At 71.7% G+C, this 12,733-nt stretch carries 8 protein-coding genes; 5 read left to right on the top strand and 3 right to left on the bottom strand.

The window, feature by feature from the left end:
• Window positions 1–48: 48 nt before the first annotated feature.
• Together JG616_RS08055 and JG616_RS08060 are read left to right on the top strand one after the other, a co-directional pair.
• Window positions 49–852 carry a 3-hydroxybutyrate dehydrogenase gene (locus tag JG616_RS08055; RefSeq protein WP_199392270.1) on the top strand — a complete coding sequence of 268 codons (804 nt, stop codon included), beginning with the start codon at window positions 49–51 and terminating at the stop codon, window positions 850–852.
• A gap of 21 nt (window positions 853–873) precedes the next feature.
• Window positions 874–1,545: a response regulator transcription factor gene (locus JG616_RS08060; protein WP_199361913.1), complete on the top strand. Its 672-nt coding sequence runs from the start codon at window positions 874–876 to the stop codon at window positions 1,543–1,545.
• A gap of 45 nt (window positions 1,546–1,590) precedes the next feature.
• Here the strand turns inward: JG616_RS08060 and JG616_RS08065 are convergent, their stop codons facing one another.
• The 3 genes from JG616_RS08065 to JG616_RS08075 form a co-directional block, all read right to left on the bottom strand.
• Window positions 1,591–2,076, bottom strand: a complete 486-nt coding sequence (locus JG616_RS08065) for an 8-oxo-dGTP diphosphatase (RefSeq protein WP_199392271.1) — start codon at window positions 2,074–2,076, stop codon at window positions 1,591–1,593.
• A gap of 49 nt (window positions 2,077–2,125) precedes the next feature.
• The gene (locus JG616_RS08070; protein ID WP_199392272.1) at window positions 2,126–5,467 is read right to left on the bottom strand and encodes a PAS domain-containing hybrid sensor histidine kinase/response regulator; all 3,342 of its coding nucleotides are present in this window, start codon (window positions 5,465–5,467) and stop codon (window positions 2,126–2,128) included.
• A gap of 151 nt (window positions 5,468–5,618) precedes the next feature.
• Window positions 5,619–7,850 (bottom strand): TonB-dependent receptor, encoded by a 2,232-nt coding sequence (locus tag JG616_RS08075; RefSeq protein WP_199361910.1) that lies wholly within the window; start codon window positions 7,848–7,850, stop codon window positions 5,619–5,621.
• 160 nt (window positions 7,851–8,010) lie between these two features.
• Here JG616_RS08075 and JG616_RS08080 point away from each other — a divergent pair, with 160 nt between their 5' ends.
• From JG616_RS08080 to JG616_RS08095, 3 genes are all read left to right on the top strand, one after another.
• A complete protein-coding gene (locus JG616_RS08080) occupies window positions 8,011–9,414 on the top strand; it encodes a GntP family permease (protein ID WP_199361909.1) in 1,404 nt (467 codons plus the stop codon).
• Between the two features lie 119 nt (window positions 9,415–9,533).
• Entirely contained in the window at window positions 9,534–11,279 is a 1,746-nt protein-coding gene (locus JG616_RS08085) for a DUF1800 domain-containing protein (RefSeq protein WP_199361908.1), read from the top strand.
• 589 nt (window positions 11,280–11,868) lie between these two features.
• Entirely contained in the window at window positions 11,869–12,675 is an 807-nt protein-coding gene (locus JG616_RS08095) for a DUF1501 domain-containing protein (protein ID WP_199392273.1), read from the top strand.
• Window positions 12,676–12,733 lie beyond the last annotated feature (58 nt).

Genomic DNA, 12,733 nt, shown 5'->3' on the forward strand with positions numbered 1-12,733 from the left:
GGCCACCCTGGTTTGCTAACGTGGGCCATCCCCGCCAGGCATGCCCCAATGACCGACACCTTCCTCACCGGCCGCACCGCGCTGGTCACCGGCAGCACCTCCGGCATCGGCCTGGCCATCGCCTGCTCGCTTGCAGCGGCCGGTGCGCGCGTCGCGGTCAACGGACTGGGCGACGAGGCGCAGGTGGGGGCGGCACTGGAGGCGGTGCGCCAGGCCGGCGGTGGCGACGCCCGCCACTTCGACGCCGACCTGCGCGACGCCGACGCCATCGCCGCGATGATGGCCGGGATCGACGCCTGGTCCCCGGTCGACGTGCTGGTCAACAACGCCGGCATCCAGCACACCGCGGCGTTCGCGCAGATGCCGGTGGGCAAGTGGAACGACATCATCGCCATCAACCTCAGCGCCGCCTTCCACACGATGCGGGCGGCCCTGCCGGGGATGGCCGGGCGGGGCTTCGGGCGCGTGGTCAACATCGCCTCGGTGCATGGGCTGGTCGCGTCGAAGGACAAGGCGCCCTACGTCGCGGCCAAGCACGGCATCGTCGGGTTGTCGAAGGTGGCCGCGCTGGAGTATGCCGCGGCCGGCAGCCGCGACAGTGGCGGCGTGACCGTCAACTGCATCTGTCCGGGGTGGGTGGAGACGCCGCTGATCGAGCCGCAGATCGAAGCCCGCCGCAACGGTGGCAGCCGCGAGGACGGCGTGCGCGCCCTGGTGGCGGAGAAGCAGCCCAGCCTGCGCATGACCCTTCCCGCGGAAATCGGCGCGCTGGCCGTCTGGCTGTGCCGCCGCGAGGCGCACAACGTCACCGGCGCGTCGTTCCCCGTCGACGGCGGCTGGACCACGCAGTAACGCCGCGCGCGCCCGCAGGCCATGGCCACCCTCCTCATCGCCGACGACCATCCGCTGTTCCGTGCCGCCCTGCGCGGCGCCGCGGTCGAGGCCGAGGCCGGCACCGGCGTGCTCGAGGCCGGCACCCTGGACGACACGCTGGCCGCGCTGGAGTCGCGCGCCGACATCGACCTCGTGCTGCTCGACCTGCACATGCCCGGCAACCACGGGCTCGCCGGCCTGGCCGCGATCCGCGCCCGCTTCCCCGCCGTGGCGGTGGTGCTGGTGTCCGCCAACGAGGATCCGCAGGTGGTGCGCCGCGCGCTCGACCACGGTGCCGCCGGCTACATCCCCAAGAGCGCCGGCCTGGACGAGATGCGCGACGCCATCCGCACCGTCCTGGCCTGCGAGGAATGGCTGCCGCCGGCGCTGCGCGGCGCGGTCGCACGGGCCGCGTCCGCTCCGGGCGACGCGGATCTGGCCGCACGCCTGGCGAGCCTCACCGCGCAGCAGTTCCGGGTGCTGGCGCTGGTCGCCGAGGGCCTGCTCAACAAGCAGATCGCCGACCGCCTGGACGTGCAGGAGCGCACGGTCAAGGCGCATCTCTCGGCGATCTTCGAGAAGCTCGGCGTGCGCAACCGCACCCAGGCCGGGGTGATCCTGCGCGGGCTCGAACTCAGCGACCCGGCGCGCCAGGTCGAAAGCGCCGGCTGAGCGTCGGACGCGGCCGGTCCCGGCCCCCACGTGGTCCGCGCGAGATCAGCGCGAGAACGCCCAGGACTCCATGCGCCCGTCGCGATACGGCATCACGCCGTGGAACGGCCGCGGATCCCCGTCGAACACCAGCGGCACGAAGTGGCGATCGCCCTCCCACAGCGGCAGCTCGAGGATCCGGTCGACGTCGACCCACTCCAGGGTGCCTTCCGGGTTCGAGCCCGGCGGCGTGCCGGTGAAGTCCGTGACCAGGAAGACGAAGGCGAACCAGTCCTCGCCGCCCTTGCCGAAGCCCGGCCAGCCGATGGTGCCGCGCAGCGTGATGCGCGTGCAGTCGATGGCGGCCTCCTCGTGGATCTCGCGCCGCATGCCGGCGAGCGCGTCCTCGCCGGCTTCGAGTTTCCCGCCGAGGCCGTTGTACTTGCCCAGGTGCTGGTCGCCGGGCCGCGCGTTGCGGTGGACCATCAGCACGCGGCGTTGGTCGGGCGACAGGACGTAGCCGAGGGTGGCCAGGATCGGTGTGTAGGGCATCGGCACGGAAGGCAGCGGACGGACGCTGATTGTAGGGTCCGTGCCGCGCTCAGCCGGCGGGCGAGCGGGTGATGCGCATCCGGCCCAGCATCGACTTCAGCGCCAGCGGCCGCACCGGCTTCTGCAGCAGGCCGAGGCCGTGTTCGGCGACCTCGCGGCGCACCGCGTCGGTGGCATCGGCGCTGAGCACCAGGGTCGGCACCGCGGCGTAGCGCGCCGCCAGCCGCTGCCAGGCCTGGATCCCGGTATCGCCATCGTCGAGGTGGTAGTCGAGCAGCCACAGCTCGGCCGCGCGCTGCCCGTGCGCGCGCAGGGCGGCCTCGCTGCCGGCCACGGCGTCCACGCTGCAGCCCCAGGCCTGCAGCAGGTCGGACAGCGATGCCAGGGCCATCGGATCGTTGTCGAGCACCAGCACGTGCGCGCCGGCAAGCCCGCCACGCCCTGCAGCCGGAACCGCCTGTGCCGGCGCCGGCACCGCGGGCAGCGCGATCGCGAACACGGTGCCGACGCCCGGCCGGCTGTGCAGCTCGACGCGCGAACCGAGCAGGCGCGCGATCCGCTCGGCGATCGCCAGCCCCAGGCCCAGGCCCTGCCCGCCCACGCCATCGCCACGGCGGAACTCCTCGAAGATCAGCGTCTGCTGCGCGGGCACGATCCCGGGACCGGTGTCATGCACCTCGATGCGCAGCCCGCCCGCGCTGCGGCGCACGCCCAGCAGCACGCGTCCCTCGCGGGTGTAGCGCACGGCGTTGGCCAGGAAGTTCTGCAGCACCCGGCGCAGCAGCTGCGGGTCGCTGTGCGTCCAGGCCGCGGTGGCCACGTGGTCGAAGCCCAGGCCGCGGTCGCCGGCCAGCGCGCGGAACTCGGAGGCCAGCGGCTCGAGCACTTCGGCCAGCGGAAAGTCGCGCGGCTGTGGAACGAGGCCGCCGGCCTCCAGCCGCGCCATGTCGAACAGTCCGGTGAGCAGGTCGGTCGTCGAATCGAGCGCGCCGCGGATCTGCCCCAGCGACGCGCGCTGCGTGCCCGCCACCTGCTCGGCCAGCGCGTCGGTGAACAGCTGCGCCGCGTGCAGCGGCTGCAGCAGGTCGTGGCCGACGGCGGTCAGAAAGCGGCTCTTGGCCTCGTTGGCGCGCTCGGCTTCCTGCCGCGCCAGGTCCAGGCTGGCGGTGCGCTCCTCCACGCGCTGCTCGAGGGTCTCGTTGCTGCGCTTGAGCTCGGCCTCGGTGCGTCGGAACTGGGTCACGTCGGTGAAGGTGGCGACGAAGCCGCCACCGGGCATCGGGTTGCCGCGGATCTCGACGATGCCGCCGTCGGGGAACACGCGCTCGCTGACATAGGGCGTGCCGGCGCGCATATGCCGCAGGCGCTTGTCGGCCTCGGCATCGATGCGGCCGTCGACGCCTTCGACCAGCCCGCGGCCGAGGTTGTACGCCACCAGCTCCGCCACCGGCACGCCGATCCGCAGCAGCCCCGGCGGATAGCCGAACAGCTCGGCGTAGCGCCGGTTCCAGGCCACCAGGCGCAGCTCCCGGTCGACCACGCTGATGCCCTGGCTCATGTTCTCAAGCGCCGCTTCGAGCACCCGCTGGTTGAAGCGCAGGTCCTGCGAGGCCTCGCCGACGATCTCGGCCACGGTGTCGAGGTCGGGCCCGGCCTCGCGCCGCGCCGCGTCCAGCAGCAGCCGGGCCGACGCGCTGCCCAGCACCGCGGCGAGTTCGCGCTCGAAGCGCGCTTCGATCAGCGAAGGCACCGGGCCGCTGGCCGGCGCGCCGCGCAGCAGCTCGTCCACCGTGCGCGCCGGCAGGAAGCGCCGTCCGGCCTGGCGCAGCGTGCGCAGGTCCGAGCCGCGGGCCACGTCGCGATCGGGGGCGGACAGCCAGGCCGACAGCGCCAGGGTGGTGGCCGCGCCCACGAACAGGCTGACCCCGACCGCGCGCCCCAGCCGGCTCCAGCCGGTGAGCCCGAAGATGCTTTCCGGCGCCAGCCAGGCGATGCTCCAGGGGCCCGCGTGCAGCCAGTCGGCCTGGCCACCCACCAGCTCGACCAGCATCGGCGACAGCATCACCCAGGCCCAGGCCAGGAAGGCTATGACCACGCCCCACGTCGCCGCGGCCGCCGGCGTTCGCGTGCGCCACACCGCGCAGAACAGCGCCGGGGCCAGCGTCGCCAGCGCCGAGAACGACACCGCGCCGACGTCGGCCAGGGTCTCGCTGCCCGCGATCACCCGGCTGTAGGCCCAGGCCATCAGCATCACCGCGACGATGCCGGCCCTGCGCAGCGCCAGCAGCGCGCCACGGTGGTCGTCGCCCTCCCCGCGTCCGACCGCCCACGCGCCGCGCAGGAGGCCCGGCGTGAACCAGTGGTTGCCGATCATCAGGCTGAGCGCGAGCGTGCTCACCACCACCATGCCGGTGGCCGCGCTCAGTCCACCGAGGAAGGCGAACAGCGCCAGCCCGTCGTGGCCGAGGGCCGCGGGCAGCGCCAGCGCATACATGTCCGAGGGCACGCTGTCGCCCAGGATCGCCGTGCCGGCGCGCGCCAGCGGCAGCGTCGGCAGCGCGATCAGCACCAGGTACAGCGGGAACTGCCAGCGTGCGGTGCGTACGTCGCGCTCGTCGCGGCACTCGACCACGCCGACATGGAACTGGTGCGGCAGGATGAACATCGCCAGCGCGCCCAGCAGCACCAGCGGGATGAAGCCGCCGACCGGTTCGGGCGGCGACAGCGGCGCGGTGACGTCGATCTCGCCGAGCCCGAACCACACCAGCAGGCCCAGGGCCAGCATCGCGAGCAGTTTGAACAGCGACTCGAAGGCCATCGCGAGCACCAGGCCGCGGTTGTGCTCCGCGGCGCTGGCGCGGCGCGTGCCGAAGGCCATCGCGAACACCGCCATCGCCAGCGCGACGTAGAGCGCGCCGTCGCGCCAGGGCGGCACGGCCGCGGCCACGTCGCCGGCGCTGGTGAGCGTGGCGAAGCTCATCGTCACCGCCTTCAGCTGCAGGGCGACGTAGGGCACCATGCCCAGCAGCGCGACCAGGGTGACCACGGCGGCCAGCCACGGGTCCTTGCCGAGCCGGGTCGCGATGAGGTCGGCGATCGAGGTCGAGTTGCCCTCGCGCGCCAGCCGCACCAGCCGGGTCATGAACCCGAAGGCGATGATGTAGAAGACGATCGCGCCGAAGAAGGTCGGCGGCAGCGGCCAGCCGTAGCGCGCGGCCTGGGTCACCGTGCCGTAGAAGGTCCACGAGGTGCAGTGCACCGCCAGCGACAGCGCGTAGACGTGGCGCCAGTGACGCGCCAGCGCGCCGGGGTGCCGCTCGGCATAGAGGGCGACGCCGAACAGCAGGGCGAGCCACAGCGCCGCGGCGGCGACCACCACGCCGACGCTCACGCGGCCACTCCGTGGCGTCCGGTTGTCGTCAAGCGCATCGGCAAGGCCGGGCTCCCCTGTCCACGGCGCAAGGATACGGCAGTAGCCGGGCGCAAACGCACAGCGGCCGGGAGGTCCCGGCCGCTGGCACGCCAGTCACGATGGCTTCGGATCAGAAGTCGTAGCGCGCGGTCAGGCTGTACTGGCGCGGCGGGCCGTAGAAGCCGGTCAGCACGCCATAGGCCGGGATGTTGTAGCCGGTGGTGCGGTATTCCTTGTCGGCGAGGTTGCTGCCCTGGAGCGAGAACGACCAGGTGTCGTTGACGCGCCAGATCACGCCGGCACCGACCAGGCCGTAGCCGTCCTGGCGGATCGCCGGGCTGAGGTCGGTGGTTGGCCACACCTCGGACTGGTAGCTGTAGCCCACGCGCGCGGACAGGTTGCCGCCGTTCGCGAGGTCGGTGCGGTACTCGACGTTCAGCGCGCCGGAGAACTCCGGGGCGTTGGTGAAGTGCTGGGTGTCGGCGATGTCGACGCCGCCGCTCAGGAACTCGTCGTACTCCGCGTCCAGCCACGCCAGGTTGCCGCTGATCACCCAGTTCTGCGTCGGCAGGTACTGGTACTCGACCTCGACGCCCTGCACGGTGCCCTTGCCGGCGTTGGTGAAGTCGCCGAAGAAGCTCTGGCTGCCGTCGGGCAGGGTGTAGGACGTGAACACCGACAGCTGGATGTCCTCGTACTTGTTGTGGAAATAGGCGAGGTTGAGGAACAGGCGCTGGTCGAGGAAGGCCATCTTGCTGCCGACCTCGAAGCTGTCGACCTGCTCGTCGTCGAAGGGCTCGCCCGAGCGCGGGATCGAGGTGGTGTTGGCGCGGATGTTGAAGCCACCGGATTTGAAGCCACGCGAGGCCGAGCCGTAGACCATGACGTCGGGCGTCACCTCGTAGTCCAGGGACACGCGCGGCGAGGTGTTCTTGAAGTTGACGGTCTTGTCGAAGTTGGCCGCCGTGCCCCACACCGTGGTGTAGGCGGGATCGAGGTAGAAGCGGTTCAGCGCCACCGCGTGCTTGTCCTCGTCGGTATAGCGCGCGCCGACGTCGAGGCCGAGGCGGTCGGTGAGGTCGAACGTCCAGTTGGCGTACACCGCGTGGCTCTCGGTGAACACCGTGCCCTGGGTATCGCCGTACAGCGGGTTGGTCAGCGACGGCGCCAGGAGGGGGTTCGCGAAGTGGTTCAGCACCTGGCCGCCGGCCTCGCCGTCGAAGTAGTAGTAGCCCACCACGCCGCGGTGGCGGCCACCGGCGTCGTAGTTGGCCTGGACCTCGTGGCTGACCTGGCTGTCGCTATAGAACGCGCGCACGTCGACCAGCTTGAGCGGGGTCAGGTCGAAGTCGATGTTGGTTTCGGTGTCGGACTCGCGCTTGGCGATCACGTACTTGAACGCCCAGTCCGCGTTCGGACGCCAGTTGACGGTCGCCGAGGCGCCCTTCATCTCGGTGTCGTTGACGTTGGCCATCGCGCTGCCGATGTCGTAGCGGTCGTCGAACGGCGGATACGCAGGCGCCAGCGGGTTGGGCGCGAGCATCTTCGCGCCGCGCACGCCGGACTGGTCGTCGAGGTAGTCGAGCGCGAACTGGACGTCGAAGGCTTCGCTGGCGAAGGCGCCCAGCTGGAAGCGCAACGCGTTGATCTCCTTGTCGCTCACGTCCTGGCCGGTGTAGGTGTTGGTGCCGAAGCCGTCGCGGTTCATGCTGGCCACCGACAGGCGGGCGCGCAGCGCCTCGGTGCCGCCGATGGGACCGCCAATGCCGCCCTTGACGTCCAGCTGCCCGTGGTTGCCCACGGTGACCGCGGCGTAGCCGTCGAGTTCCTTGGGCAGCTCGCGGCCGATGTACTTGATCGCGCCGCCGATGGTGTTCTTGCCGTACAGCGTGCCCTGCGGGCCGCGCAGCACCTCGACGCGGCCGACGTCGAACACGTCGAGCAGGGCGCCCTGCGGGCGTGCGATGTAGACGTCGTCGAGATAGATGCCCACGCCCGGGTCGACGCCCCACAGGGTGTCGGACTGGCCGACGCCGCGGATGTAGGCGGTGGCGGCGCTGCTCGAGCCGCGCGCAGCGTAGATGGTCAGGTTCGGCACCTGCGCGTCGAGGTCGCCGATGTCCTGCACGTTGAGCCGGTCCAGCACCTCGGGGGTGAACGCGGTCACCGCGACCGGCACGTCCTGCAGCGTCTCCTCGCGCTTGCGCGCGGTGACGGTGAGGCCGCCCAGCGTGGTCGCGTCGCGGGCTTCGGCGCGCGGCGCGGTGTCGTCGCCGGCGTCCTGCGCCAGGGCCATGGGCGACGACAGCCCGAGGGCGATCGCCAGGCTCAGGGCGGTGTGCGGGATCTTGGCTCGCTTCATCTTGTTCCCCTCGGGATATGCGTGTGCGTGCGGCCGGATGCCGCCTTGATCGCAAGCCTAGGGGCCGCCCCCGCGGGTGGGCATCGTACCTTCGGACAATGGGAGGGCCGCACCCGCGGCGGGAACACTGTCTGCCGCACTCCGTCCCGCAGGACATCCCATGTCGTTCCTGATCGTGCTCGCCGCGCTGGTCTTCCTGATGTACGTCGCCTACCGCGGCCACAGCGTGATCCTGTTCGCGCCGATCGCGGCACTCGGCGCGGTGCTGCTGACCGACCCGTCGCTGGTCGCGCCGATGTTCACCGGCCTCTTCATGGACAAGATGGTCGGCTTCCTCAAGCTGTACTTCCCGGTGTTCCTGCTGGGCGCGGTGTTCGGCAAGCTGATCGAGATCTCCGGCTTCTCGAAGTCCATCGTCGCCGCCACGATCAAGGTGGTCGGCGCGCAGCGCGCGATGCTGTCGATCGTGATCGTCTGCGCGCTGCTGACCTACGGCGGCGTGTCGCTGTTCGTGGTGGTGTTCGCGGTGTATCCGTTCGCGGCCGAGCTGTTCCGCCAGGGTGACATTCCCAAGCGGCTGATCCCGGGCACGATCGCGCTCGGCGCCTTCACCTTCACCATGGACGCCCTGCCCGGCACGCCGCAGATCCAGAACATCATCCCGACCGCGTTCTTCGGCACCGACACCTGGGCGGCGCCCGTGCTGGGCACGCTCGGCGGCATCTTCATCCTCGCCCTGGGCCTGTCCTACCTCGACTGGCGCCGCCGCGTGGCCCAGCGCGCCGGCGAAGGCTACGGTGACGCCGCCACCCTGCTCAACGAGCCGGCGCCCTTCATCGGCGAACGCCTCGCGCATCCGCTGGTCGCCCTGCTGCCGCTGGTGATGGTGGGCGTGTCGAACCTGGTGCTGACCCGGCTGATCCCGGGCTGGTACGGCGACAGCCACAGCTTCATCCCCGCGGTCGTCGGCAACCCGGCGCCGGTGATCCAGGAAGTGGCGAAGATCGCCGCGATCTGGGCGGTGATGGGTGCGCTGCTGATCGGCATCGCGACGGTCATGGTGTTCGCGTGGAGGACGGTGTTCGCGCACTTCGCCGAGGGCACGAAGTCGGCGATCGGCGGTGCCCTGCTGGCCTCGATGAACACCGCGTCCGAGTACGGCTTCGGCGCGGTGATCGCGGCGCTGCCCGGCTTCCTGCTGGTGGCCAACGCGCTGGGCGCGATCCCGGACCCGCTGGTCAACGAAGCGGTGACGGTCACCGCCCTGGCCGGCATCACCGGCTCGGCCTCGGGCGGCATGTCGATCGCGCTGGCGGCCATGGCCGACACCTTCATCGCCAACGCGAACGCGGCCGGGATCCCCATGGAGGTCCTGCACCGCGTGGCGTCGATGGCGTCCGGGGGCATGGACACCCTGCCCCACAACGGCGCGGTGATCACCCTGCTGGCGGTGACCGGGCTGACCCATCGCCAGGCCTACAAGGACATCTTCGCGATCACCATCATCAAGACGCTGGCGGTGTTCGTGGTGATCGGGCTGTTCTACGGCTTCGGCCTGGTCTGAGGCCCGGGACGGGCGGCCGACGCCGACGACCGCCCGTCCGATCCCTGCCGGCGGTCACACCTCGCGGCGCCCGGCCTGGGCGATAGTCCACCCAGGGGACCATCGCGTCGGGGGACACCATGGCAAGCAACAGGGCGGCCGCAGGCCGCGTTTCGATCGAGGCCGTGCTGCGCGAGCGCTACGGCAGGAACTTCGACCGCGCCGCACGGCGACCCACCCCCGTCATGCCACCACCCGGTCCGCCCGGCGACGGCGACCGTCGCCTGCGCGACCCCGTCCTCCACCTGCCGCCGGCACCGGCCTGGGTGCGTGCGTGGAGCCGCCTGGGATACGGGATCTTCCCGGGCGCGCGGCAGGCCTTCGACGCCCTCGGTGGCAGCGACGTCGCGCGCTACGAGGCGCTGGTCGAGCAGCAGCTGGCATGGGAGGCGATCGACGACTCCGCGCTGGAGGACCGGCTGCAGGCCGGCGGCTACAGCACGCTCGGCAAGGGCCTGACCCAGCTCTGGGCCGACCACGTCCTGGGCAATCCGGCGTGGGAGGTCCGCATGCGCCCGGCCTGGGAATCGCAGCGCGCATGGATGATGCGCGCGGCGTTCTCGCGGCGGCAGCTGCACGAGCGCATGACGACGTTCTGGCACGACCACTTCCACGTCACCGGCAGCGACTACGACGTCGGCCCGGTGTTCGTGCACCACAGCCGGGACGTGGTCCGCGCGCATGCGCTGGGCAACTTCCGCGCCATGCTCGAGGCGGTGGCCAGCAGCACGGCGATGCTCTACTACCTCGACAACCGCTCCAACACGATCGCCGGGCCCAACGAGAACTTCGCCCGCGAACTGCTGGAGCTGCATACCTTCGGCGTCGAGAACTACCTCGGCTTCATGAGTCCCGCGCAGGTGCCGCCCTGCCCCGAGGATCCGTCGTATCCCATCGGCTATACCGACGTCGACGTCTACGAGACCGCGGCGGCGTTCACCGGCTGGTCGGTGCGCAACGGCCACTGGCAGTATCCGGGCGAGAACGACGGCAACTTCGTCTATCGCGCCGCCTGGCACGACGCCGGGCCGAAGTCCGTGCTCGGCATGTACCTGCCGCCGGCGCAGCCGGCGATGAAGGACGGCCGCGACGTCCTGGGCCGGATCGCCAGCCACCCCCGCGTGGCACGCTTCATCTGCCGCAAGCTCGTGCGGCACTTCGCCGGCGACAACCCGCCTGCATCCCTGGTGGCCAGCGCGGCACAGCTCTTCCGCAGCCACTGGCAGGATCCGGACCAGATCCGCGTCGTGCTGCGGCACATCCTGCGCTCGCCGGACGTGCGCGACGGCCGCCAGGGCAAGCGCCGGCGTCCCGCGGAGATCATCGCCGCGACCCTGCGCGCCGCCGCAAGTCCCTTCACCCTGCGACCGGAGCACGGCCGCAGCGACGACTTCATGTGGCGGCTGGGCGCCACCGGGCACCTGCCCTTCGACTGGCCGGCGCCGAACGGCTATCCCGACCACGCCGATGCCTGGTCGGGTGCCAACAGCTTCGGCATGGCCTGGCGGATGCTGGGCTGGCTGGCCGAGACGTCGGATGCGGACGTGCGCCTGCTGCCGATCGTCGAGGACAGCCGCGCCGGGGTGGCCAGCTGGACCGCCCCGAACCTGGTCGACTACTGGTGCCAGCGGCTGCTGGGGCGCGCGCCCGCGCCGGCCCGGCTGCAGGCGCTGCGGGCCTTCATGGGCCAGGGCGCCGCGGCGTCCTATGTCATCGCCGACAGCAATGCCTGGAGCGGCAGCGACCTGCGCGCGCACTACAACCACGACCGCCTGCGCAGCATGGTCTCGCTGCTGCTGATGTCGCCCGAATTCGCCACCCGCTGAGGACCCGACATGGCCGACCATCCGCTCTCGCGCCGCGCCTTCCTCAAGGGCTGCTGCGCCACGGCCGCCATCGCCGGCATTGCCCCGTCGATGTTCTACGCTCAGCCAGCCATCGCCGGCACGCCGCACGACACCCTGGTCCACGTCTTCCTGCGTGGCGGCATCGACGGCCTGAACCTGGTGGTCCCGGTCGGCGGCAATGACCGCGGCCACTACGAGGAAGCACGCCCCTCGCTGGCGATCGCCGCCAGCGGCGCCTATGGCGCCCTGCCGCTGACCCTGCAGGGCGGAGCCGGCACCGGCTTCGGCCTCCACCCGTCGGCCGGCGGCCTGCACGCGCTGTGGCAGGAGTCGCGGCTGGCCATCGTGCACGCCTGCGGCATGTCCACCACGCTGACCCGCAGCCACTTCGACGCCCAGCTGTACTGCGACCTTGGCACCCCGGGGCGCGCCGGAGGCGGAAGCGGCTGGCTGGCCCGTGCCTGGGACAGCGATCCCGCCGGCGCCAGCGCCGACATGCCGCTGCTGGGCGTGGCCAGCGGCCAGCGGCCAGCCGGCCAGCCTGCTCGGGGCCGCGGATGCCCTGTCGATGGCCAACCCCACCGAGTTCGCGCTCAACGACGGACCCTGGCAATGGCGCGAGGCGCGGCCAGGCGGGCCGGCCGGGCTGCAGGGCGTGAACGATGTCCTCGCCGGCTTCCTCGCCGGGCGCAGTGCCGTGGAGCATCAGTCGCGCGCCGCCGAGGCCGCGCTGCGCCGCATCCGCCAGCTGCCCTTCGCGGCCACGCTGCCGGCGGGCTGGCCCACCAGCACCTTCGCCCGCCAGCTCTGGACCGTGGCGCAGGCGATCCGTTTCGGCACCGGCCTGCGCTACGCCACCCTGGACCTGGGCGGCTGGGATACGCACGAGGGACAGGGCACGGCGGGCAGCGGCTACCACTACTACCAGAACAAGATCAGCGAGCTTTCCGAAGCCCTGACCGCGTTCTACGTCGAGATGGCCGCCGGCGGCGAGTCCTCGCGGGTGACGGTCGTGGTGCAGTCGGAATTCGGCCGCCGCGTGCGCCAGAACGGCAGCGGCGGCACCGACCACGGCTACGGCAATCCGCTGCTGGTGCTCGGCGACACCGTCAACGGCCGCCGTTTCTACGGCACCTGGCCCGGCCTGGACCCCGAGGTGCTCGCGCCCTGGTTCGGAGACCTGCCGGTGACCACGGATTATCGCCAGGTGTTCTCGGAACTGCTCATCCGCCGCATGGGCAACAACCGGCTGGGCCAGGTGTTTCCGCAGTACGCGGGCTACGCCCCGCTGGGCATCGTCCAGGGCCAGGACCAACCGCCGGTCTACGGCAGGCCGCCGGGGCCACGCACGCGAATCCGGGTCCTCGGGGGCTGACGCCGGCGCTGGCCAGGACGCCCGTCTCCGACGCGCCTTCGCCGATGGGAAGGTTCAG

It is taken from the genome of Luteimonas sp. MC1895 (assembly GCF_016457215.1).
Lineage (GTDB): Bacteria > Pseudomonadota > Gammaproteobacteria > Xanthomonadales > Xanthomonadaceae > Luteimonas.

What these genes read in the sequence shown, in the direction of transcription:
- JG616_RS08055 (WP_199392270.1), top strand. Translation starts at nt 49, where the DNA reads ATGACCGACACCTTCCTCACCGGCCGCACCGCGCTGGTCACCGGCAGC.
- JG616_RS08060 (WP_199361913.1), top strand. Translation starts at nt 874, where the DNA reads ATGGCCACCCTCCTCATCGCCGACGACCATCCGCTGTTCCGTGCCGCC.
- JG616_RS08065 (WP_199392271.1), bottom strand. Translation starts at nt 2,076, where the DNA reads ATGCCCTACACACCGATCCTGGCCACCCTCGGCTACGTCCTGTCGCCC.
- JG616_RS08075 (WP_199361910.1), bottom strand. Translation starts at nt 7,850, where the DNA reads ATGAAGCGAGCCAAGATCCCGCACACCGCCCTGAGCCTGGCGATCGCC.
- JG616_RS08080 (WP_199361909.1), top strand. Translation starts at nt 8,011, where the DNA reads ATGTCGTTCCTGATCGTGCTCGCCGCGCTGGTCTTCCTGATGTACGTC.
- JG616_RS08085 (WP_199361908.1), top strand. Translation starts at nt 9,534, where the DNA reads ATGGCAAGCAACAGGGCGGCCGCAGGCCGCGTTTCGATCGAGGCCGTG.
- JG616_RS08095 (WP_199392273.1), top strand. Translation starts at nt 11,869, where the DNA reads ATGGCCAACCCCACCGAGTTCGCGCTCAACGACGGACCCTGGCAATGG.